The sequence below is a fragment of the Thermoprotei archaeon genome (assembly GCA_038881895.1).
In the GTDB taxonomy this organism is placed as follows: domain Archaea; phylum Thermoproteota; class Thermoprotei; order Gearchaeales; family WAQG01; genus JAVZOV01.
On record JAVZOV010000004.1, the window covers coordinates 25,126 to 49,827 of the forward strand.

The window sequence follows — 24,702 nt, forward strand, 5'->3', positions numbered from 1 at the left end:
TCAGTGGTTTCAAAATAGATATATTTATAGGTTGATTGCATATATTTTGTATAATGCTTGAAATCTATCTCTCTGCTCTGGAGGCTTAACTTCCTATAGGGATAGGTTAGTGGAATGTGGTTTAATTTTGAACTTTCAAATATGTGGATTCATGGATTCACTAGAAAGCCCTCTATGAAACGTTTAACGCAGAGAGGAAAGGACTAAGTATGTATTCTACACATACCCATACTTAATTCAGAACCCTTGTCTAGTAGGATCACTTCTATCTTAATTTACTTACATAACTGTTTATTACCCAGAGTGCTTGTTTTACAATCCTAATTGCCAATTCATAATCGTGCAAAAGAATGTACTCATTGTCTGTGTGAGATATTTTTGGGTCTCCAGGTCCGTATGTTATGATTGGAATATTGCACTTTTGAGCAAAAATATTCATCTCACCAGTTCCACTTTTTCTTATAAGCTTTGCATTAGCGTTGGCTATTTGCAATATAGCTTCACGAAATGCAGCAATTAAAGGAGTTGAAATGTTCAATTCATAGGGTTCAGTAAAATCCTCGACAATACATTCGTTTTTCAAATTAGTAGTAGATTTAACTATGTTAATTATGTCTGATAGGAATTCGTTTGTTGATCTTGTCGGTGGGACTCTTATATCCAATATTACTTCGCATTCGCGAGGTGTTACGTTTATTGCGTGACCACCAGTTATAATCGTGGGTGTTATTGTTATGGAAGTAAAATTACTGAATGTTTTAAATTTTCTTTCATAATTTTTTAGAGCACTGAGCACTATCGCCATATCTTCTATTGCATTTGGTATATTTGGTAATGATGCGTGATAACTTTCAGCAAATAGTTTTATACGCAGTTGTATTCTTCCTCTGTATCCTATTGTTATAACATTAGCACCTCCCGGTTCACCAAAAATTGCGTATGAGGGTTTAACATTTAATTTTTGTAGAGTGTTAGGCAACTCTTTTATTCCTTTACTTCCTCCTTCTTCATCAACCGTGCCAACTACCATTATTTTTAATGGATAATTTTCTACTCTTTTTAGTAAGTATGATGAATAGAGGAAAGTTGCCAAAGGTCCTTTTGCATCGGATGCTCCTCTTCCATAAATCTTCTCTTCATCAATTCTTACAGCAATTTCACCAGGTACTGTATCCATGTGACTTGAAAGTAAAATTGTGGGCTCTGTACCATTATAGATTCCGATTATGTTCCCAGCTTTATCGATATATATTTTATCAGCTTTGAACTCCTCACTAAGTAATTTGTTTATATATATTCTAATATTGTCCTCCTTATTGCTTGGCGAATAAATTTTTATCATATTAATAAGCAATTCTATGGGGGTGATCATTACCATATACACCAAGACAGAAATATTTGCATCTCATATATCTTGTCTTTTTACTTCTTAGCTATCTTTATGGCATACTCAGCTATTGATCTGGGTATTATATTTCCCCATACTGATGCAGCACCTCTAAACTCTACTGTTCCATTAATTTCGTGAACTAGGATGCCTTTATTGCTTTCCATAGCGTCAATACCAAGAATGCCTCCGCCAACTGCCATAGCTGCTCGAAGAATAATTTCACGTTCATCTTTAGAAAGATATGCTTTTTCAACAGTTCCTCCTCTTGCAACATTTGTTCTCCAATCATTTTCAGGTTGATACCTATAAGTTACTGCAACAATCTCATCACCAACCACTATGCTCCTTATATCTCTTGAAGGCCTTTTTATATATTCTTGAAGATAGTAAACTTGATACAAAGGATCAGGTAATAACTCTCTTGCTTCAAGAAGTGACGAAAGTTCATCCTGATCTCTCGCTTTATTTACTAATCTTCCCCAACTACCTAAAATTGGTTTTATAACAACAGGATATCCTATATCACTTGCAATTCTTAAAGCTGCATCGTATGAGAAAGCCACACCAGTCCTGGGTGTAGGTACATTATTCTTAATTAACTTTAATGTTGTAAAAAGTTTATTGCTTGTAATCATCGTAGTAAAAAAGCTATTAATAACATTAACACTATGTTCTTCAAGTATTGCAGTATAATAAATTCCACGTGTGTGACTTATACATCTTTGTAGAACAATACCATCAAATTTCTCTTTAATAATATTGGATGTGATTTCTAATGGTAATGACCTAACATCTATCATAGTTACTGCAGCACCTAGAGCCTTAGCTTCCTCTGCTATTTGCTTTTCTTCCCATCTAACTCTGTCGTACAATATTATTAAACGTGCCAACTAGTATATCGCTCCCTATTCTCCCCAATCTTCTCCTATATCCTCTGCTATTTTTAATTGAATACTGCCATTATTAATTTGACTAACCTCATAATCAATTCCACAATCTGGGCACGATACAATCTCTCCTATTATTACATCGTCAGGTACTTCAATTACTCCTCCACACTCCTGGCATGTTGTTTTTAGCGCCACGTCATTCACCTATGTATTTGTATATGAAATATTGTCAAATATAATTTTTATGATACATTCGTTAAACTTTTCGTAAAAAACGTTATAATTAGAACAGAATTTTCACGATTCTCATTTTGTCCAGTTTTATTGTGTTCAGCAGCAATGTTATTCTTGTTTCGAAAAGTTATTAAAATATTCGAATATGTTTAAATAAAATATATCCTTTAAAGGATAGAGATTAATGGCAGAATCACTAAATGCTGTACTAGTACTTGAAGATGGTAGTATATGGATAGGTAAAGGTTTCGGATATCCAAAACGTGTTATCGGTGAAGTAGTATTCAATACAGGAATGACTGGATATACAGAAGCATTAACTGATCCATCATACCGTGGACAGATACTCGTTATGACTTATCCTTTAATAGGTAATTATGGTGTTCCTATTTATAATATAAAAGATTCGTGGGGTTTACCGTTACATTTCGAGTCAGAAAAGATTCAAGTTAATGGACTAGCTGTTTATGAAGCGTGCAACACTCCAAGTCATGTTTTATCTGAGAAATCACTTCATGAATGGTTGTATGAAGAGAAAGTGCCAGGTATACAAGGTATTGATACAAGAGAATTAACAAAAAGATTAAGATCTAAAGGGGTTATGATGGGAATATTAGAGGTTTCACAAGACGACATATCGATTGATAGTTTAATTAATGAATTGAAGAATACAAAGCGTTATGATGAGATAAATTTTGCTCATGAAGTCTCAACTAAGAAACCAATCATTTATGGCAATGGAAATGAAAACATCGTACTTATTGATTGCGGAATCAAAGCCAGTATAATAAGAAATTTAATAGAAAAGGGATTTCGTATAATCAGATTACCTTACAACGCCAGCGTTGATGAAGTTTTCGCTTATAACCCAAGAGGTATAGTTTTGAGCAATGGTCCGGGTAATCCTAAAAACTTTACTGAAACCATAGAACTAACTCGTCAACTTATAGATGCAAATGTCCCCATCATAGGTATATGCCTTGGTAACCAAATACTCGCATTGGGAATGGGCGCTAATACCTTTAAATTAAAGTATGGTCACAGAGGTCAAAACAAACCTTCAATAGACCTCTCAACTAGAAAAAGCTATGTTACTAGTCAGAATCATGGTTTTGCAGTCGATCCCGATTCATTAAAAAATACTGACTTAGAAGTTTGGTGGATAAACGCTGATGATAAGACAGTTGAGGGCATAAAACATAAAAATAAACCAATTCTAGCAGTCCAATTCCATCCGGAGGCATCACCAGGGCCGTATGATACACTCTTTGTCTTTGATATTTTCAGAGAAAAAATACGTAAACATAACATGGTGAGAATGTATGCCTAAAAAAACAAACATAAGAAAAGTATTAGTACTCGGAAGTGGAGCAATTAAAATCGGTGAAGCAGGAGAATTTGATTATTCTGGTAGTCAATGTCTCAAAGCATTAAGAGAGGAAGGTATAAAGACAATACTAGTAAATCCAAACATAGCAACCATACAAACTGATGAAAACATGGCCGACAAGATCTATTTCCTACCAGTAACACCAGAATATGTAGAAGAAGCCATTAAAAAAGAACGTCCAGACAGTATAATTTTAACGTTTGGTGGTCAAACAGCTTTAAATTGTGGTATTAAACTCGCTAAAATGGGCATTTTAGATAATTACAATGTAAAAGTACTTGGCACCTCCATAGAAACTATTGAGAATGCTAGTGATAGAGAACGTTTTAAGAAAGTTATGATAGAAGCAGGATTACCAGTACCAAGAAGTAAAAGTGCTCACTCACTAGAGGAGGCAAAAATTGCTGCAAAAGAAATTGGTTATCCTGTGATAATAAGAGTTGCCTTCACGCTCGGAGGAAAAGGTGGTGGTGTTGCCAAAAATGAAGAAGAGCTCATAAACATTGTTGAAAAAGGATTAGCTCATAGTTTAATAAAAGAAGTTCTAATAGAAGAATATTTAGGGGGACTTAAACAAATAGAATACGAAGTGATGAGGGATTATGAAGATAACTGTATAGTAGTTTGTAACATGGAAAATGTATTAGGAATGCGCGTTCACACAGGTGATAACATAGTTGTAGCTCCATCACAAACATTAAACAATAGAGAATATCATATTTTGCGTAGCGCAGCTATTAAAGCGGCCAGAGCACTAAATGTTGTTGGAGAATGTAATGTACAATTTGCCTTAGACCCTAACACTAACAAATATTATGTGATCGAAGTTAACCCAAGAATGTCCAGATCATCAGCATTAGCATCTAAAGCTACTGGATATCCTTTAGCATACATAGCAGCAAAACTAGCCTTAGGTTATACACTACCGGAATTAATAAACAATGTAACTGGAATTACAACAGCAGCTTTTGAACCAGCACTTGACTATATTGTCATAAAAATTCCTAGATGGGATTTTAAGAAATTTCCGAGAGTTGATAGAAAATTGAGAACACAAATGAAATCAGTAGGTGAGGTAATGGCTATCGGAAGAAGGTTCGAAGAAGCGCTACAAAAAGCTGTAAGAATGCTCGATATAGGATTAGATGGATTAGTGGCAAACTATAATGATGACGAAGCATCATTGGAAAGAATTAAAGAAATGCTTACTAACCCTACAGATGAAATACTCCTTTACATTGTCAGAGCACTTAAAAAAGGGTTAAGTATAGAGGAAATCTCTAAGCTATCTGAAATTGATCCATGGTTTATTAATAAAATAAAAAACATAGTAGACATGGAAAAAGAACTTCTTTCTTTAAAAGAAAAAATAAACAACGTAGATGAAAAAACACTGTACCACATAATTAAAAAAGCAAAACAATTAGGTTTTTCTGATAAACAAATTGCAAAATGCCTAGGTTCAAGCGAAGAAAGTATCAGAAATCTTAGGAAAAAACTTAATATCAATCCTGTCGTAAAACAGATTGATACTCTAGCTGCAGAATGGCCAGCAAAAACAAATTACTTATACATCACATATAATGGAGACTTTGATGATACTGACTTTATTTCAAGCAAACGCAAAGTCATAGTTCTTGGTGCAGGACCCTATAGAATAGGGAGTTCTGTAGAATTTGATTGGTGTACAATGAACATGGTATGGGCATTAAAAGCTGAAGGATTTGATGAAACTATAGTCATAAATTGCAATCCTGAAACAGTATCAACCGATTATGATATGAGTGACAAACTTTATTTTGAAGAACTAACGTTAGAAAGAGTCTTCGACATCTACGAAAAAGAAAAACCAGATGGAATTGTGGTAAATGTTGGAGGACAAACAGCTAACAATTTAGCACCAAAACTAGCAAAATGGGGAGCAAGAATCCTCGGAACAGATAGTAACAATATTGATAAAGCTGAGGATAGAGCAAAATTTAGCCAACTATTAGACGTACTAAATATTAAACAACCACCATGGAAAGAATTTACAACTCTAGAAGAAGCACAATATTTCGCACAGAAAGTAGGTTATCCAATACTCGTAAGACCATCTTACGTACTTAGCGGAGCTGCAATGAAAGTTGTATGGACACCAACACAACTCAAACAGTACATACTAGAAGCAACAAAAATAAGTCATGAACATCCAGTAATTATCAGCAAATTCTTTACAAATTCAATGGAAATTGAAGTCGACGGAGTATCTGACGGAGAGAACATAGTGATAGGATCAATAATAGAACACGTTGAACCAGCCGGTGTACATTCAGGAGATGCAATAATGGTCATACCACCAATAAGAATTACACAAAAAATAAGAGAGAAAATCATCGAATACACAATAAAAATAGCTAAAGCTTTAAATATAAAAGGGCCATTCAACATTCAATATCTTGCCAAAAACGATGACGTATACGTTATAGAATGCAACCTAAGAGCCTCGCGCTCAATGCCGTTCGTATCAAAAACCACTGATATTAATCTCATGAAGCTGGCAGCACATGTATTAGTTGAGAAAAAATTGCCCAACAGCATCAATATGAAAACAAAGACAAGATTTAGCGTGAAAGTTCCACAATTCTCGTTTATGCAGCTAGATGGCACTGATCCTATTCTTAGTGTAGAAATGCAATCCACAGGAGAAGTCGCATGTTTCGGAGATGATTTCCACGAAGCGCTGACTAAAGCATTAATAGCAGCAGAATATAAGATGCCAAAACTCGGAGGAAACATATTTGTATCTGTAGGTGATAAAGAATTAAAAGAAAAAATCCTTAAAATAGCTCTTGAATTAAAGAAAATGGGTTATAACATTATTGCAACAGAACACACTGCAGAATACCTTATGGAGCATGGAATAGATAACATAAAAATTGTTTACAAATTTCACGAAAAAGCGAGACACCCTAACATCAGCGAATACCTCAAAGAGAGATTAATAGATTTAGTAATCAATATACCAAGCTCATTATCACTTGAGAAATACTCAGTAATGCTAGAAGATGAACACATAATAAGAAGACGCGCAATCGAACTGGGAATACCTGTCATAACGAACATTGCTACAGCAGAGGCATTTATAGAAGGTCTCAAATGGCTAGCATCAAAAAACCAACTAACAAATTTAATTAAGAATTAATAAAAAAGACAGCACCTTCAGCTCTCCCAGGAAACGTCATCAACTCAGACACGTGAGACAGGCTCATCATCAGGCAATACTAAAAATTAAAATAAACATAAATAAATTTATTGGACAAGAAGAGCAGAGTGTGTCATAAAGCCCTTCAAGCAATGAGAAAGGTACACTGACCAGTGAAAATGCTTAAAGAGAACCAGTTCTTTAGAGTAAAGGAGGACAGAAAATAAATATTTAAACTTTTAATTACAATTTATATATATGACTAAAGCTGTAATAATGGCTGGTGGTGAGGGTACCAGGCTTAGGCCATTGACAATTAATAGGCCTAAACCTATGGTACCATTCTTTAATAAGCCTTTAATGGAATATACTATTGAGCGTTTATATGAATCCAATTTGAGGGACATTTATGTTACTTTACATTATCTTCCTGTTGTTGTTACTGGATATTTTGATGATGGTTCTAGGTGGAATGTACGTTTAAAATATTCGATTGAAGATAGACCTTTGGGTACGGCTGGTGGTGTGAGGGTTATATTTGATGAATTAGATGACACGTTAATAGTGGTTAGTGGTGATCTGCTTTCCGATATTGATTTGAGCAGCATGCTTAATTTTCATAGAAGTAAGGGTTCAGTTTTTACGATGGCTTTGATTACTGTCGAGAATCCATTAGAATTTGGTGTGGCATTGCTTGATCATGAAGGGAGGTTAAAAAAATTTGTTGAGAAACCAGGATGGGGTGAAGTATTCTCTAATACTGTAAATGCAGGTGTATATATAATAGAGCCAGAAATATTAGAGCTAATTCCCAAAGGATCGGAGTTTGATTTCAGTCGTGATTTGATACCTCTTTTGCTTAAAAGAGATTATCCAGTGTATGGTTACATTCATAATGGATACTGGAAGGATATTGGAAACACTGAGCAATATAGAAAAGCTCATGAAGAATTGTTAGATAATTTAAAAGGAATTAGAGTAGTATCTAAGCCTTTTGATGATAAGATATACATTGGAAGTGAATGTTCGATAGATTCAACAGCAACAATAATAGGACCTGTTCTAATAGGATCTAACGTAACGATTAAAGAAAACACAGTTATAGGACCATACGTGGTAATTGGTGATGACGTGATCATAGAAAGAAGTACAAAGATAGAGCACAGTATTATATGGAATGGGAGTTTTATTGGTTCACGTTCTCAATTGAACGGATCAATAGTTGGAGAGCGTGTCACTATGAAGTCAGGTGTATATGCCTATGAAGGATCCGTAATTGGTGATGAGTGTGTAATAGGTAATGATGTAATAATAAAGTCTAGTGTTAAAATTTGGCCAAAGAAGAATGTCGAATCAGGCCTTGTTATTAGTTCGGATATAACTGCGGGCATTAAAAGTGTTAAAAAGTTGTTCGGTATGTATGGTATTAATGGTGTGGCTAACATAGAAATGACACCCGAGCTTGCATCAAAAATAGGTGCCGCATTAGCTACTATAGTAAAACCAGGTTCTGTGGTCACGACAAGCAGGGACATGATGAAAGCATCAAGAATGCTTAAAAGAGCTTTTATTGCAGGTCTGCTATCCGCAGGCATTAATGTATATAATTTAAGAGCTGTGCCATCCCCGATTACTAGACTTTTCGTTGTACAGTCTTCATCAGAATATGGTGTTCATATTAGGATGCATAACACATTACCAGATATCATGCGCATTGAGATCTATGATTCAAATGGACTTAATATTAATCCAACTGTGGAAAGAAAGATAGAGAATCTGGTTTACAGAGAAGATTACAGAAGAGTAGATTACAATATGGTTGGTGATATATATTATCCATCTCGAGTTTATGAACCTTATGAAGATTATATTTATAAATCTATCGATACTTCATCCTTGCGTAAATGGCATGAAAAAGTAGTTATTGATTTGGGCCAAGGCACAGCTTCCCTTATCCTACCGCAGCTTCTTAGCAAATCGGGTATAGATACAATTTTAATAAACTTAGCACCTGAAATCAGTTATAGAATTAGTGAGAAGAGAAGTGAACTAAGTTCTTTTATGCATAAAGTTGTGCAATCAACGGAAGCCAAGGCTGGATTTATAATTGATCAAAGCGGTGAAAGGTTATTGATTGTCGATGAAAAAGGAAGAACCTTAAGCGGGTTACAGAGTCTTATGTTAATGATAATGATTGCCCCCGACTTTAATATAACTAAATTTGCCATTCCAATGAGTGTATCTAGCGGTATCGATGAGTTTGCAGACAAATACAATATTTCTTTAATAAGAACTGATACTTCATCTTACTCATTAGGCTTAGCAATAAAAAATAACAACGCACAATGGGCTGGTGATGAGGATGGCGGATACATTACTAGTAATACCATACTAGGCTTTGATGCAATAAGCTCACTTCTTCATATAATTAGTTATATGGCTGAACACAGAATCAAATTGTCAGAAATCGTTGATTCGTTACCATCAATACAATTAATCAGTGATGAATTGTATTGTCCAGCAAACTTAAGAGGTTCAATTTTAGAGAAACTATATTACAATTACATGAACAATATGACAGATCTCATGAGAGGATTAAGAATAAAATTTGAAAACGGATGGGTGTTCATCGTCCCATCGTTAGATGAATCGATAATAAAAGTATATGCTGACGCAAAAGAACGAGAATATGCAAAGACATTACTTGAAAAAATAAAGAATGATATACAACAATACATAAGAGAATGACACACGTATAAACATAACCCATAGAGCTCATTACCCTGGGATTATAAAGTTATGAGCTACGCAAATCAGCAGATGAGGGAATGAACATGAAGCTCATCCTAAACGCTGGAAACTCATGACTTCAGTCGCGGAGTAGCGCACTTAGTCACGTTTAGCTAATAGAAATTATATTAGAGTGTTAAAAATCTTAGTTCATTATTATCCTTTACTAATAATGCTCCTGCATATCCACCATGATATCGACTTGAAAATACTGTTATTACTAATCCATTAAAATCAATTCTATAACCCTCAGGACAAACTTCATGCCCTCTAACTAGCATATACAGTTCATTTTTCTTTAAAAACTTTTCAGCAACATCCATTCCAAAGAGATAGATGCCTGAGCCTCGCGGACTAGGCTCAAAGCCTCTAATATCTGGACTAGGATCATTCCAGAGAATCTGAAATGCTATAGGATCCCTTGGTTCTTCATCACCTTTTTGTATTTCTGTAATTCTAGAAAGATCCTCTACATCACGAGGAATACCACCATGTAATCCTAATACACCGTTCACCTTTATAGAATATGGCATCACAGAGAATAATTCTACAAACTGATTATAAAATCCAGAACCTAGTTTTGCCAAAATTTCCTCATAAAATCCATAGTAATAATTAGTAATCGGGCTTTCATGATTACCACGCAACACTATAATGTGTTCTGGATCTCTTAGTTTGGCTGTCAGTATAAGTCCAAGATTATCAAGTCCTGTATCACTTCTATCCACATAATCGCCAAGAAATACTATTAAATCAACAACACCCCGATACTCCCGAAGAACTTTCTGTGTAACATCTACAGCGCCATGCGTATCACCTACAAAGAGCGCAGATTTAGCAGTAGTCTCTATTAAACTAGGTTCATCCATAAAACGTTGTATTGATTCATGTATGAGATCATCTAAATTATTAAAAACCATTTCTCTCAATAAATAAAAAATAGGCAGCTATTTATTTCTGTATGTATAATTATCTAATGATACATGGTGTGATAATGAGATGTATATGACACGTATAACATTAGAATTTATACCCGAATCCACTATTACCATAGATGGTTTTACATCAACAGTATCGAAACTCATACTTAAAAATGTACAGAATTATGAAACTACAATTTTAGATATTATTACTAACAATGCATTAAGCAACTTAACAGTATCACCTATCATGAGTAATAATAAGCCCATATATAAATTTCAGAATCCACGAAAAAAATCATCGTTAGTTTCACTATATGAGAATAAAAAATATGTCTTTCATGTATCATTTTTATCTAAAAATCCTATTAACGAATTACAAGACTTTCTTGCAAAAAATATATCAAGCAGTTGGCGCATTTCACTTTATAATACTGACATCCTCTTGGCAGCATCGCAAGTTAAAAGCGTCAATATCAATGAATTGTTAATAAATATTACAGGTGATTTCAGGGTAGACTTCATAACACCAACGCAATTTGTAATCAAAATACCAATGCCCACCACAAAATCATGGTTAAGACTATTTCCGCTTTCTCATACCCTAATATCAAGCATCACATCACACTGGAATAAACATGTTCCAAATGAAATGAAAATCGATGTGGAGAATATAAGTAAAATATCATACAGCTACATACATGAAGCTGGATATCATTTAAACCCAGTAACAATTGTGATACGAGATAACAGCCATAAACACGTGATACGAGGGTTCATAGGTTGGTGTGTATATAAAGTTGATGAAAGACTCAACCTCAAAACAAGAAACGTTATAGCAAGACTCTTAGCATATGCAGAATTTATCGGTGTTGGTAAAGGAAAAGAAATGGGACTAGGCATGATAAAAGTGAGACCAGGAAAAATCATACATGAAACACAGAGCGAACAACAAGAAGAAATCATAAAAAATATAGGTTAAAATAATCTAATAAAAGTCGTTATAACTAACATGCAATAAGTTAAATATGTAGTAAAACTATAATACTATGATATTCAATGCCAGGTTTTACGGTCTATGGTAAGAACGGAATTGTTGTGTCACAAAATTATCATGCATCAATGGCTGGGATTAAAATACTTGAGAACGGAGGAAACGCATTCGATGCGGCAATTACAATAAGTTCAGTTCTTTCAGTAGTAATTCCTCACACTGGTGGATTAGGCGGTGATGGTTTTATACTCGCAATAACACCGGATAGTATTATAGGTTATAATGGTTCAGGTCCTGCTCCTTCAGGGTTCGATGAAAAGGAATACATAAACATTAAACCAATACGTGGACCACTAACCATTACAATACCAGGCTTAGTAGACTTATGGCGATGGATTTATGACAAGTATTGCACAAAAGGTCTTGAAGAACTACTTTCACAAGCAATATCGTTAGCAGTTAACGGATTCCCAGTTAGTGATGAATTGGCGCGCGCTACGGAAGCTTCGAAAAATACTCTTGCCGCTTATCAAGGTTGGAATAGATTGTACGGAAATCTAAAATCTGGTGATTGGTTCATACAAAAAGATCTAGGTGAGGTATTGAAAAAAATAGGTAAATTTGGACCTGAAGAATTTTACAAAGGAGAACTTGCAGGAGAATTAATTAGTGGTTTAAGAGCACAGGATGTGCCGATAGACATTAGAGATTTGAGAGTTTATAAAGGCGAACAAGTCAGACCGTTAAGATCAGAATATAGAAATTATGACGTTTATGAATTACCACCCAATACCCAAGGCATTACAACACTTGAAATTCTGTCTATGATAGAAGAATCTAATGTTGATAAGTTAGATTTTAACGATACACAAAGAATTGCATTGCAATTAAAAATCGCAGGATTAGCGTATGAAGATCGCGATACGTTTTTAGGAGATCCAAGATTTTTCCAAATACCTGTCGAGAAACTTCTCTCTAAAAATTATCTAAGAAACAGAATACAAAAGAAACAAGGTAATATACTAAAAGATGCCGATACAACATTCTTTGCAGTTGCTGATAGGTTTGGTAACATGGTAGGATTCATTCAAAGTCTCTTTTACCCATTTGGGTCAGGAATAGTAGTTAAAGGAATACCGTTTCAAAATAGAGGTGTAGGATTCGCTAAATCCCTCTCATCTCCAAATAGACCAGGTAAAGGCAGAAGACCCCTCCATACACTTTCAATACTTCTAGCAGAAAAAGGTGAACGAAAACTTATTATTGGATGTGCAGGTGGAGATTTACGACCTCAAATTCATTCTGAAATACTTGAAAATATTATTAGCTATAACATGAAAATTTCCAAAGCTGTAGACGCACCAAGGTTTATGTTAACTGAGTGGAATAAACACTTTACTGCAATTATTGAAGGAAGGTTATCATTACCAAAAAGTAATGAGATAAAAATAGAAACATTACCATATTACAGTAGCAGTGTAGGGATAGCAAACGTAATCGAATATACACAAGGGATGTACGCTGCCACATCTGATCCAAGAAGTGAAGGAGTCGCTATGGCAATATAATCATGTAACTTTCACCTCAATTTTTTGCAGTATTTTTCTTAGTATGTCGATGGTGTTTCTTATATCATCGTATGTTATCATGTATGGTGGTAAAAATCTAACAGTAGTTACTCCAGCTTTAAGCGATAAGATCTTTTCCTCTTGAAGTGTCTTTATGATACTTGATGGGTTTGTACGCATATCGATTCCTATCATAAATCCAATTCCTCTAATATCACGCACAATATCAAAATCTTTTAAATTAACCTTAAGTAGATTAATAAAATCCTTTCCCTTCTCTCTAACATTATTAGTTACATTATCGCTTTTTAAAACTCTTACTGATGCAGTAACAGCAGCCATAGCAAGAGGATTTCCACCGTATGTACTGCCGTGATCACCTTCATCCAGCTTACTGGCAATCCAATCTGGCATGAATACTGCACTCACTGGAAAACCTCCGCCAATGGCCTTACCAGCAGCCATTATATCTGGTTTTGTATTAAAATGTTGATGCGCCCATATTTTTCCAGTCCTTCCAAATCCACTCTGAATTTCATCTACTATAAGAATACTACCAGTATCATCAGCAATATCCCTCAAAGCTTTCATAAAATCTGGCTGTGCGGGTATAACGCCTCCTTCACCTTGGACTGGTTCGACTATTATTCCTGCAACAGTATCGTTCACAACCTTTAATGATTCAATATTATTGAATTCAGCAAATATAACATCACTCATAAGGGGTTCGAAAGGTTCTCTATACTTTTTATTCCATGTAAGGGATAAAGCTGCAAAAGTCCTGCCGTGAAAAGAATTTTTAAAAGCAACAAATTTCTTTCTTTTTGTGACCTTTTTAGCAATTTTCACTGCCAATTCTATAGCTTCACTACCACTATTTAAAAGAAAAACATTATTAAGGTCATCAGGTTTCACGTATTCAAGTTCATTTAACATTTCATCACGTATTGATGATGAGAAAGCTGTAGACAAAGTCATTATTTCGTTCATTTGTCTACTTAAATATTCAATAACAACTTTATTCCTATGACCAAGAAAAGCCACACCATGCCCAGTATGTAAATCAAGATATTTGACACCATTTTCATCCCATACGTACTGATCCTTACCCTTAACAATTTTAAGTCCTCTATTACCAAAAAAACTAATTAATTTCAACGTTTAACAGCCTCTACTATTTTTTCTAACAGTTTACCAGAAACGTTGAACCCGGTTACGCGTACAGTATTTTTATACTCGGGAATTCCATTAACTTCATCAACTAAATATCCTCGTGATGGGTCTTCGAAAATATCAATACCCAAAAATAGACCACCCACACTTTCTTTAACTTTCAAAGATAAATCGATTAATTTATCATCAATCTTTAATGGCTCTGCCCTTGCGCCCAGCGCAGTATTTGTTCTCCAATCCTTTTCATTAACCCTGTATATACCCACAGGAACTTCATCACCAATTACAAAAATCCTTATATCCCTATTAGGTTTTCTCACATATTCTTGGATGTAAAAGATATTTTTAAACAATGCGTTTGAATATTCCTGGTATTCTAAAAGACTTTTTAATGAATTCTCGTCATCAGCTTTCGCAACCATCCGACCCCAACTGCCATTAACCGGCTTAATAACAACAGGATATCCAATCTTTTGAGCCAATTTTATAGCTTCATCCCTATTATAAGCTATTCCAGTTCTAGGCACAGGTATATTATTTTTAGCTAATATTGCAGTAGTGTATATTTTGTTCTCACATACTTCTAGTACACGGGATGGATTAACAACAAACAATAATTTTGATTCAAAAAGAATAGTAGAAGTGTACGCTCTGCTATGGCTAACTCCTCTTTGAATCACAGCATTAATATCTAAGTTTAATCCATCATTTATATTAACAAAAAAATCTTTTAGATAAATTGGTGTGATCTTAATTTGCCGATTTTTTGCTTCATTGATTATATCATTTTCTTCCCATCGTAAAAAGTCGTATGCTATTCCTAATTTCACTCTCCCCAATCCTCTCCAATCTCTGCTAGCTTCAGTACAAGACCACCATCATTTACATGCACTTCTAATACTGCACCACAACTGTGTTCTATGATTTCTCCTGGTAATGCATCATCTGGAACTTTTACATTTCCACCACATAATGGGCATCGAGTGATCATTGCCGTTGTCACCTCCGAGCTCTAATATATTTTGGTACGATAAATAAAAGGATTTTTATTAAAAATTGTTCGAAATAAAAATAATCCCGCATGTACATGTTACAACCACGTTCTTAAAACAATTATACTGTTCGTACCAGAAACTCCCTCAATACTTCTTATAGCATCGATGCTTTTATTGACCATTGTAATGTTGTTTCCTCTTATTATAACTAATATGTCATAATCTCCAGTAGTTTCATAAACTGTCTCTACACCATCAATAGCTATGATCTTCTTCGAAACCTCTGGTGTACTTATTGGAGGTGTTGTTTTCACCATCACAACTGCCCTTACCTCATTCTTTAGCTCATAATCGATCGTAAATCTTTTTATTACACCCATTCGTATTAACTTTTCTACTCTCTTTCTTACAGCAGCTTCGCTCACATTTAGCTCTCTTGCTATCACAGTATATGGTGTTCGCACATTCTTTCTCAAAATACTAAGTATTCTCAAATCCTTCTCATCAACCTTATTCAATAACAGTCCCCCCATCATTTAATGCATTATTTATAGGATCATCCACTAAACCAGACGATATTACCACCTTACGCACCCCAGCATTAACAGCTTCAGACCCCATAAGAAGTTTTCTATTCATGCCAGGACTAATCTTAGAGGCCATTTCTATTGCTTCATTAGCAGAAAAGTGCTTCACTATTTTATTGTTAAAAATCACACCATCAACGTCAGTAAGAAAAATCAGCTTTTCAACCTTACCGCTTATAGCTATAACTTTTGCTACTTGATCACCATCAACGTTAAGAGGAACACGTTCAGAAACATCTATAGCCACTGGAGAGATCACAACAACATCAACAAGACTAAGTAAAGCATTAAGTAAACTGAAATTCACATCATTGATCTTCCCAGTATAGCCACCATCGATGGCTCGCTTACGCCCACGCTCATCAATAATTATAACCTTTTTCTTTCGAACAGCAGTGAAAAGAGGACCATCAACACCAGTAACACCTATAACCTTTTTACCAAAACCAATTAACATTGACGTAATCATTTTGTTTATTAAACTCATCACCATAACATAAACATCTAACTCCTCACGAGACGTATAACGACTCACAACACCTTCAGGTGACATAATAAATTTAGGTTCAATACTCATCCTTTTACTATACTCAGTCACTTGATCTCCACCACCATGAACAAGAATTAGTTTTCCCTGATAAGATACAATACTCTTAACCAACTTATCCAAATTATTTTTAATAACCCTACCGCCAACTTTCACAACAATAACCATTGTTCACACCGGCCTTAAAGGAGGCATCATGAGACCTTCCCCTTCATCAAAACCCATAGATATGTTAAACGCTTGAACCGCCTGTCCGGCACCACCCTTAATTAGATTATCTAACGCTGCAAACATGGTAACTCTGTTAACACGCTTCTCAAAGGCAAACCCAATATCAGCAAAATTACTCCCAACCACATACTTTGGATCTGGATACGGAGGAAAACCTTTAACAATACGAATAAACTTTTTATCTTTATAAAATCCTGAGACAATTTTTAATAAATCCAAATTACTCAATGCATTTTTAACCCAAATATGTGCAGAAGCCAACACACCTCTCACACTGCCTACAGCATGAGGAATAAGGCTTACCTTCACAACATTCTTAGAAAATCGATTTAATTCTTGTTCAACCTCAGCTACGTGCCTATGTCCCTCAGCTTCATAAGGTCTAATAGCATGTTCACGTTCCGGATGATGACTACCCATAGTAGGTTTAGAACCACTCTCGCTGCTGCCAGCTTTTATATCAACAATAACATTATCATAAATTAAACTATTAGCTGCGAGAGGTGCCAAGGCTAGTATAGAGGCAGTTGCATTACAACCCGGAGATGCTATCAAGCTAGCATTCCGCAACTCATCAAAATGTAATTCAGGTAGCCCATAAACAGCCTTAGTCAGGAGATCAGGTTGAGGATGTTCGATTCCATACCAAATCTTATAGAGCTCAGGATCTTTAAGCCTATAATCAGCACTAAGATCAATCACTCGCAAACCAACATTTAAAAGGTTTGGAACCAAAGTCATCGAGACACCATGTGGTACAGACAAAAACACTACATCCGATAGGTTCGTTAACTTATTTATATCATATTCTGAAAACTTCAAAGAATAAAATCCTCTTAAGTTTGGATGCACAAAAGTTATAGGTTTTCCAACGTATTCTTTAGAAGTCACATAAGTCACTTCGACTTTCGAATGACTAGCTAAGATCCTTAATAACTCTCCTCCATTATAACCCGAACCACCAACTATGGAAACTCTAACCATAAATACTAAAAATAACTCCAAAATAAAACATTTTTGTTACATTAAGAACAAAAAGAAAAAACAATAAAACAAATAAAACATTAAAAGCAAACATCACAAGTTTTACAAAAATGAATTACACTACTAGCTTGTTATACTAAAGGAAGGAACTATAACCTCAAGTTGAATACCTCAATTATACTAACAATATTATCACGGAACTAAAGTTTAGTCTCTTGCTGAATTTCTGTAAAGGGGAAATAGGAAATAAAATTTTCTTAAAAATTTCATTTTTATAATGATGAGTCCCAGAAAGCTTAGAGCTTTGCTGGGATGAATGGGCAAAGTTTATGATGTTAACCCACTAATTTAAATGTTCCAGATGTGAATGGAAAGAATTTCGTCTGAATTGGAGCGAAAACATAGTCCATAGGATAATAAGCTTTATGAGATAGTTGAGTTGTGAGACTCGCAAACCAGCAAATAAAGAAATGAGTGTGAAGTCCATCCTAAACGCTGGGAGTCCCTGCTTTAGCTGTGGAGAGGTTCGCTACATTGACATTCTCCGTGGCTGAAGCCAGGAGATTCTCGGTTTGTCGTGGGGCCTCCACTCATCCTACCGAGTTCGGGCTGTGCCAAGGCAGCCCCTGCCATGAGCATATAGCCCATAGCCCGCTCGCTGGAACCCCCCCACCCGTCTTGGATGGGAGCCTTATTCCAGCTTTCGGACGTCCCATCCACATCCGAGCGACACGCTCAAGGAGATGGTGGACTTGGATGAATATAAACTTAACGGCGATTCATCTCCACGACTGAAGTCGGAAGCCTTCTCGCCGAAAGAGTGGTAACCTATTAATATTTAAGGTATTGATTTTAATTATAGAATATGATCGGATCTAGTTATGATTTGGTGGTTATGGGAGATTTATGCTTAGATATTGATGTGTATTATTCTAAGAATACTGAAATTTTAGGTAATCAAAGAGAGGCCAAAAAAGTTGATATACTGCTTGGGGGGTCAGGAAGCAATGTTGCACGAATTGCCAAAAGGCTTGGCTTATCTGTTATGTTGATCTCATCATTTAGTGATAATCCGATAGGTAATTTGTTAAAGTATTTCATAGAAAGTGCTATGGGAAAAGAAAACTTGTTATTGGCAGTTCATCATGATAATGAAGCGTATACGGTGATAAATATTGTTGGTAAGAATGGTGTGCGGAGAGCGATTTATCATATTGGATCAAAAATTAATGGATATATTGGAAAGGTACAGAGTATTAATCTAAAGATATTTCATATATCAGGATACGCATTAGAACTTATCGATTATGATGAATTTATAACACTACTTGATGTACTATCTAAAAAGAATGTCAAGATTGGTTTAGATTTATTTCCAAGAATAAAAAATGTACGGCAAGAATACCTTAACAACATGTTGGAAAAATTAACATTCTTATTTGGAAACGTTGAAGAATACATAACTCTAACCAATTCACGAAATATAAAGGAAGCAATTAATAAATTAGCTGGCATGAAGCCTTCTGTAAAAGTCATAAAACTTGGTTCAGGTGGTTCTCTTGCTATCCTTAAGAATAACATTATTAAAGAGAAAGCGTTCAAAGTAAAAGTATTATCAGTGAAGGGCGCAGGTGATGCATTTATAGCAGGTTTCTATGCTGCATATTTAAAGAATTTGCCATTATGGTTATGTCTTCGCTTTGGAAATTATGTTGCTTCGTTAGTAGTATCGGGAAATCAGGATATGATATCGGAAGAATTAATAACAAATATACAAACATTGTGAGAAAAATTATTCACTTAAAACTATGATAGAAGCTGCTTTTATTATAAGATAAATTATATCATTTTGTTTTAGTTCAAGCTCTTCAAAAAAACCTCGCGTTATCATAATTTTAATAGGTAAGTTATTAACATTAACAGTTATCATTATTGTAGGACCGGATGGTTCAATAGCTTCAATTGAACCTTTTAACACATTTCGTGATGTAGAGCGTTCAGGCATGGTTTTACTTATTAGTATATTTTCAGGTTTAATACCTATCATTATACGGCCATCATGTTTTCCAGGGATAGTGAGTTTAACATTATCAATAAATATTGTACTCATATTATCTTTACTACTCTTTGCAATACCAGTAAATATGTTCTGATACTGGAGAAATTCTGCAACAAATTTGCTCTTTGGCTTTGAAAATATCTGACCAGTTAATCCTTGTTCAATAATAGTTCCATTCTTCATTACAGCAAGCATCTCACCCAGATACATAGCTTCTTCCTGGTCGTGTGTTACATGCAGCACTGGTATTTCATAATATTTTAATAATTTTTTGATCTCTTTCCAAAACTGTTTCCTTGTAACCAGGTCCAAGGAAGAAAATGGTTCATCCAGTAAGATAACCTTTGGTCTGACAGCTAAAGCCCTGGCTAATGCCACACGTTGTTTCTCACCACCACTTAAATTTGTCACATAACGGTTTTTCAAATGTTCTAATCCAAAAAGTTTAAGCATTTCACTAACTCTTTCTTCTCGAACATTTCTAGGAAAACCTCTGGCTAATAATCCATATTCGATATTCTCGTAAACTGTTAAATGAGGGAACAATGCAAGATTTTGAAATACCATCGAGATATTCCTTTTCTCAGGTGGTAAGTTAGTTATTTCAGTATCATCGATAAACACTTGACCCCCAATAATTTGTCTTAATCCAGCTATACTTTCAAGCAATGTAGTTTTTCCAGAACCAGTAGGACCTAGTATCACCATCCATGAACCATTAGGTATTTTGAACGATATATTTCTCAACATAAAAGAACCCACTTTAACGCTCAAATCCTTAACCGTAAGAACCGTACACACCACCTCTCCGTTGAATAATCTTAAGTGTTATAAACAGTATTAGACTCACCAGTACCAATAGTGATGTTATCGGCAACGCATTATATAATCCCCTTGTTGTAAATTCATTATAAATAAGAACTGGTGCCGACATACTCCCAGAAAAAGGTCCATAAAGTATTACATAAGTTAACACTATCACTGCACCAAATTCACTCATCCCACGAGCCCATGATACTATTAAACCAGTAAAGATAGCATTTTTTATGAGAGGCAATATAACCTTATAGAAAGTGAAACCATGCGAAGCTCCTAATGTTCTGGATACCTTCTCTAACGATGGGTCAATAAGTCTGATGGCACTCTCAACTGATCGTACATAAAGCGGAAAACTAACAAATAGCTCTGCAATTACAATCCCCAAAAACGTATCAGTAACTCTAATGCCTTGAGATGATAAAACTGTTCCAAGTAACCCTCTTGGACCCCACACTATTAATAATGCTATTCCTGCTACCAAATGAGGAATTATCATGGGGAGATCAACAACAGAATCAATAATGTATTTGCCTGGAAAATCATATCTAGCTAAAATATAAGCTAACGGTGTACCTAGAATAAAAGAAAGAACAGCAGCAAACGCAGCAGACAAAATCGTAACTAAAATAGCGGAAGTAACTTGTGCATCAACAATATAATACATTAAAGTATACGGAGAACTACTTATCAAAAGAGAAAAAATAGGCAACAAAATAAAAAGAACACTAAACAGTGAAATCAATGAAAAAAACATCAATAAGAGTTTTAAATTGTGCATGATTCCCTCAACCACTAATCGGTGTTATTAATCCAGTATATAAAAGATCTTTCAACTCACTTGGCAACCCCTCACTACCATAAACATAAGCTGGAGAGAAACTTTTCTGCCCGTTTTTCTCAATAATTTTCCTACCCTCTTCTGATAAAAGAATCTTAATGAACTCTATTGCTAACCTCTTATTGGGGGCATTATAAGGTATTGTTAAAGCATACATTATTGGTTGACCACTCACAACTTTACCATTAACTGTAACTGACACTTCAGAATATATTTCGGCATATCTTGGATCACCTAGATTTACCTGAGGGGGAAGTCTTACATAATTCAGATGATGCTGTACAGCTAGTGAATAATAAGATATTACATAATCAACTTGTCCAGACTCTAATGGTGCTAATAAATCAACTTCTTTAGGTTTTATTATAAGCTCACCATTAGAATACTTATTTTTATAAAGCATATCGTATAGCGTGTGATTATCATGATAATAATACATACTGGCAAGCTTTGTAACCAATACTGCCCTATAACCACTAGGATCTCTATCTTTATCCGAAACTCCCACGATAACTCCCGGACGTGCAATTATTTTATACCAATTATTCTCATCAATCTCTGAAGCATACTTACTCCTATTAGTATAAAGAACAACCATTTCATTACCTGCAAAAACGATATACCAGCTTGTAAACCTAGGTAGCATGAGGTCACGTATTACATAATAATCAGCAACACCAACAATATCAAACTCGCGACCTAAATCCGTTACTTGACGAACCGCATCAACACTTCCAAAAGCTTCATCATCGATAACCAAATTAGGATACTTATTTTTTAGCATTCCCTCAATTTGTTGAAAGGGTATTGTAAGACTACCCGCATGAACCACTCTAAAAACGTTTAAAGAAGCTCCATAAAAACCAATGTTATATCCATCATTGTATCCATATATGTAACCTACATAAAAACCGACAACAAGCATTATAACCATAGATATTATCATAATGAGCTTTCCATACTTATCCCACAACGCCACAAAGATCACCGATATGTATAACAGTTCATATCGAATATAAACTTGACTGTGTTTATTCCACCTTGATGATAAACAGTCAACAGTGAAGAGAATCCAATAATATTCGTTAACGTTACTCCCAACAAAATACTGACATCAAGGAGAATCGTAAAAAGAACAATACGCCATCATATTTTATAACCCTCTGAAGACGATGCTTTCAGTTGTAGAATGATATTAATCATGAATAGAAAAAGTATGGAATTCGTGGCACCGCAAGGTTTATGAATTGCTAGGGAACTCAATCAATCTAAAAAGTTATTAGTGAGCTTGATAATGTTTTAATAGTGTAAAAATATGTTACAGTTTAAACTTCAAACTAGATTTAGTTTCATTTCTAACAATACATTAATCGATGAAGAACTTATTGAATTGCTTAAAGAAATAAAAAGAAGCAGTTCTTTAATTTTAGCTGCTAAAAAAATACGCGTATCATATAAGTATGCATGGAAAAAACTCAATGAGACTAGTAGAGCTTTAGGAACACCATTAGTAATAACAACAAGAGGAGGAAAATTTGGTGGAAGGACAGAATTGACCATAACAGGTGAAGAATTGTTAAGAAGATATGGACTGTTTACAAAATATGCGTCAATAGAATTGCAAAATACTTTTAAAAAATATGTTATTGATAGTGATATAAACATTGTTGGTAGTCATTGTCCAGGCATAGAATTAGCATTGAAAACAATGGCATCTAAAAACTCAGAATTGAGATTTCATGTAGAAAACACAGGGTCCTTAAATGGTTTAATAAGTATAGAGGAAGGGAAATCTGATATTGCAGGAATACACCTACTAGATCCAGAAAGTGAAAAGTACAATGAACCATATATAAAGAAGCTTAATCTGAAAAACGTAATACTTATAAAAGGATACAAGAGAGAACAGGGATTAATAGTAAGAAAAGGCAACCCCAAAGGAATAAGAGGCATGGCTGACATTATCACTAGAAAAGGAATCTTTGTAAATAGAAACATGGGCTCAGGAACAAGAATACTCTTTGAAAAATTACTCTACAAAACAGCAAAAGAGTTTCAAATTAATTTTGAAGATGCAAAAAATTCTATACGTTATTATCCTCATGAAGTCAACTCACACGCTGAAGTAGCACAAATAATACTTAAAGGATATGCTGACGTAGGATTAGGAATAAGAACAGTCGCAGACCAATATGGCTTAGACTTTATACCACTAACTCTGGAAGAATTTGACTTTATAACCAATAATCAATCAATTAAGAATCCAGTAGTAAAGAAATTTTTCGCACTACTATCCTCACAAACATTCAAACAAAAACTAACAAAATCACTAACAGGGATACATCCAACAGAAAATACTGGAAAAATCGAGAAAATAGATGATCCTCTTCCCTGAAAAGCAAGATCCTCAACTATAAGTTATAGTACACTCCTGATAGCAGATTCATCTCTGATCCTCTTTAATAAAGTTATAAATCCACACATCAGATACTCTAGTTGGGAAAATAGGCCTCACATATTTTAATACACTGTATGCAGGTATAGTTGAGATCAAAACATGAACTACATTATAAATTCCTGTAAATACTAAAACCCAAAAAAGTACTGTGAAATCACCTTGTATCAATAAACCAAACTTACTTAATAAGTATTTAGCATAACTAAAGAAGCTAGTCCCATAGATAAGATATATGACAATTATATTAGCCAAAGTCATAAGCACAACACGAATCAGTGAGCCAAAAATGATCATTGACACAATAAGACCATGTATCGATGAGCCATTGAATCTCTTGTATAATATAGAACCAATCCAGAATCCCAACACCATGGAGAGAACAGCAATATATTTCATCAAAGGACCTATTATAGGCCATCCAGCACCAAAATTAAGTAACAACCAATGTATCGTAGTTGTAGCAAGACCGACAACAGGTCCAAAAACCAAAAACGCAGAAACATCAATGATCTCTGCAAAATCAAACTCCAAATATGGAAGTATTGGAAACGGAATTTCTAATTTAAGAAGAGTAATGGCAGCTGCCAAGCTACCAAAGATTGCTGAGTAAACAATCATTGACGAACGCATACCGTTCACCACTAAAGGGTA

The 24,702-nt window shown here is 34.8% G+C and carries 21 protein-coding genes; 7 read left to right on the plus strand and 14 right to left on the minus strand.

The window, feature by feature from the left end:
- Positions 1 to 265 precede the first annotated feature (265 nt).
- From QW128_07625 to lysW/argW, 3 genes are read right to left on the minus strand one after another with little or no spacing between them, the layout of a single operon-like run.
- Positions 266 to 1,378 (minus strand): M20/M25/M40 family metallo-hydrolase, encoded by a 1,113-nt coding sequence (locus QW128_07625; protein MEM3833435.1) that lies wholly within the window; start codon positions 1,376 to 1,378, stop codon positions 266 to 268.
- Positions 1,379 to 1,422: 44 nt separating this feature from the next.
- Complete coding sequence (lysX, locus tag QW128_07630; protein MEM3833436.1) at positions 1,423 to 2,280, minus strand: lysine biosynthesis protein LysX; 858 nt, start codon at positions 2,278 to 2,280, stop codon at positions 1,423 to 1,425.
- Positions 2,281 to 2,295: 15 nt separating this feature from the next.
- Complete coding sequence (lysW/argW, locus tag QW128_07635) at positions 2,296 to 2,475, minus strand: alpha-aminoadipate/glutamate carrier protein LysW/ArgW (GenBank protein MEM3833437.1); 180 nt, start codon at positions 2,473 to 2,475, stop codon at positions 2,296 to 2,298.
- Between the two features lie 223 nt (positions 2,476 to 2,698).
- Between lysW/argW and carA the strand changes: the two genes are divergently transcribed.
- From carA to QW128_07650, 3 genes are all read left to right on the plus strand, one after another.
- The gene (gene carA / locus QW128_07640; GenBank protein ID MEM3833438.1) at positions 2,699 to 3,844 is read left to right on the plus strand and encodes a glutamine-hydrolyzing carbamoyl-phosphate synthase small subunit; all 1,146 of its coding nucleotides are present in this window, start codon (positions 2,699 to 2,701) and stop codon (positions 3,842 to 3,844) included.
- Entirely contained in the window at positions 3,837 to 7,088 is a 3,252-nt protein-coding gene (gene carB / locus QW128_07645) for a carbamoyl-phosphate synthase (glutamine-hydrolyzing) large subunit (GenBank protein ID MEM3833439.1), read from the plus strand. Before carA ends, carB begins: the two co-directional genes overlap by 8 nt.
- Positions 7,089 to 7,346: 258 nt before the next feature.
- On the plus strand, positions 7,347 to 9,836 hold the full coding sequence (locus QW128_07650; protein ID MEM3833440.1) for a sugar phosphate nucleotidyltransferase: 2,490 nt from the start codon (positions 7,347 to 7,349) through the stop codon (positions 9,834 to 9,836).
- 170 nt (positions 9,837 to 10,006) lie between these two features.
- Here the strand turns inward: QW128_07650 and QW128_07655 are convergent, their stop codons facing one another.
- Positions 10,007 to 10,798, minus strand: coding sequence for a metallophosphoesterase (locus tag QW128_07655; protein ID MEM3833441.1), 792 nt, complete (start codon positions 10,796 to 10,798; stop codon positions 10,007 to 10,009).
- A 79-nt stretch (positions 10,799 to 10,877) separates the two neighbouring features.
- Here QW128_07655 and cas6 point away from each other — a divergent pair, with 79 nt between their 5' ends.
- Both cas6 and QW128_07665 read left to right on the plus strand, forming a co-directional pair.
- Positions 10,878 to 11,780 carry a CRISPR-associated endoribonuclease Cas6 gene (gene cas6, locus QW128_07660; protein MEM3833442.1) on the plus strand — a complete coding sequence of 301 codons (903 nt, stop codon included), beginning with the start codon at positions 10,878 to 10,880 and terminating at the stop codon, positions 11,778 to 11,780.
- Between the two features lie 77 nt (positions 11,781 to 11,857).
- On the plus strand, positions 11,858 to 13,360 hold the full coding sequence (locus QW128_07665; GenBank protein MEM3833443.1) for a gamma-glutamyltransferase family protein: 1,503 nt from the start codon (positions 11,858 to 11,860) through the stop codon (positions 13,358 to 13,360).
- On the opposite strand, the gene QW128_07670 is transcribed toward QW128_07665, so the two are convergent.
- From QW128_07670 to argC, 6 genes are all read right to left on the minus strand, one after another.
- Positions 13,361 to 14,518, minus strand: a complete 1,158-nt coding sequence (locus QW128_07670; GenBank protein ID MEM3833444.1) for an aspartate aminotransferase family protein — start codon at positions 14,516 to 14,518, stop codon at positions 13,361 to 13,363.
- Positions 14,515 to 15,363, minus strand: a complete 849-nt coding sequence (gene lysX, locus QW128_07675) for a lysine biosynthesis protein LysX (protein MEM3833445.1) — start codon at positions 15,361 to 15,363, stop codon at positions 14,515 to 14,517. Before lysX (QW128_07675) ends, QW128_07670 begins: the two co-directional genes overlap by 4 nt.
- Complete coding sequence (locus QW128_07680) at positions 15,360 to 15,524, minus strand: sulfonate ABC transporter (GenBank protein MEM3833446.1); 165 nt, start codon at positions 15,522 to 15,524, stop codon at positions 15,360 to 15,362. Before QW128_07680 ends, lysX (QW128_07675) begins: the two co-directional genes overlap by 4 nt.
- Positions 15,525 to 15,623: 99 nt before the next feature.
- Positions 15,624 to 16,061, minus strand: coding sequence for an HTH-type transcriptional regulator LysM (gene lysM / locus QW128_07685; GenBank protein MEM3833447.1), 438 nt, complete (start codon positions 16,059 to 16,061; stop codon positions 15,624 to 15,626).
- On the minus strand, positions 16,039 to 16,830 hold the full coding sequence (locus QW128_07690) for a [LysW]-aminoadipate/[LysW]-glutamate kinase (protein ID MEM3833448.1): 792 nt from the start codon (positions 16,828 to 16,830) through the stop codon (positions 16,039 to 16,041). The genes lysM and QW128_07690 overlap by 23 nt, the downstream gene beginning before the upstream one ends.
- A 3-nt stretch (positions 16,831 to 16,833) precedes the next feature.
- Positions 16,834 to 17,877: an N-acetyl-gamma-glutamyl-phosphate reductase gene (argC, locus tag QW128_07695; protein ID MEM3833449.1), complete on the minus strand. Its 1,044-nt coding sequence runs from the start codon at positions 17,875 to 17,877 to the stop codon at positions 16,834 to 16,836.
- A gap of 895 nt (positions 17,878 to 18,772) precedes the next feature.
- Between argC and QW128_07700 the strand changes: the two genes are divergently transcribed.
- A complete protein-coding gene (locus QW128_07700) occupies positions 18,773 to 19,663 on the plus strand; it encodes a carbohydrate kinase family protein (GenBank protein ID MEM3833450.1) in 891 nt (296 codons plus the stop codon).
- Between the two features lie 6 nt (positions 19,664 to 19,669).
- On the opposite strand, the gene QW128_07705 is transcribed toward QW128_07700, so the two are convergent.
- From QW128_07705 to wtpA, 3 genes are all read right to left on the minus strand, one after another.
- A complete protein-coding gene (locus tag QW128_07705) occupies positions 19,670 to 20,710 on the minus strand; it encodes an ABC transporter ATP-binding protein (GenBank protein ID MEM3833451.1) in 1,041 nt (346 codons plus the stop codon).
- A 4-nt stretch (positions 20,711 to 20,714) separates the two neighbouring features.
- Positions 20,715 to 21,446, minus strand: coding sequence for an ABC transporter permease (locus tag QW128_07710; GenBank protein MEM3833452.1), 732 nt, complete (start codon positions 21,444 to 21,446; stop codon positions 20,715 to 20,717).
- A 94-nt stretch (positions 21,447 to 21,540) separates the two neighbouring features.
- Positions 21,541 to 22,581, minus strand: coding sequence for a tungstate ABC transporter substrate-binding protein WtpA (gene wtpA, locus QW128_07715; GenBank protein ID MEM3833453.1), 1,041 nt, complete (start codon positions 22,579 to 22,581; stop codon positions 21,541 to 21,543).
- A gap of 327 nt (positions 22,582 to 22,908) precedes the next feature.
- Here wtpA and QW128_07720 point away from each other — a divergent pair, with 327 nt between their 5' ends.
- A complete protein-coding gene (locus tag QW128_07720) occupies positions 22,909 to 23,988 on the plus strand; it encodes a substrate-binding domain-containing protein (protein ID MEM3833454.1) in 1,080 nt (359 codons plus the stop codon).
- Positions 23,989 to 24,036: 48 nt separating this feature from the next.
- Here QW128_07720 and QW128_07725 read toward each other — a convergent pair whose 3' ends face one another.
- Positions 24,037 to 24,681, minus strand: coding sequence for a hypothetical protein (locus QW128_07725; GenBank protein MEM3833455.1), 645 nt, complete (start codon positions 24,679 to 24,681; stop codon positions 24,037 to 24,039).
- Between the last annotated feature and the right edge of the window lie 21 nt (positions 24,682 to 24,702).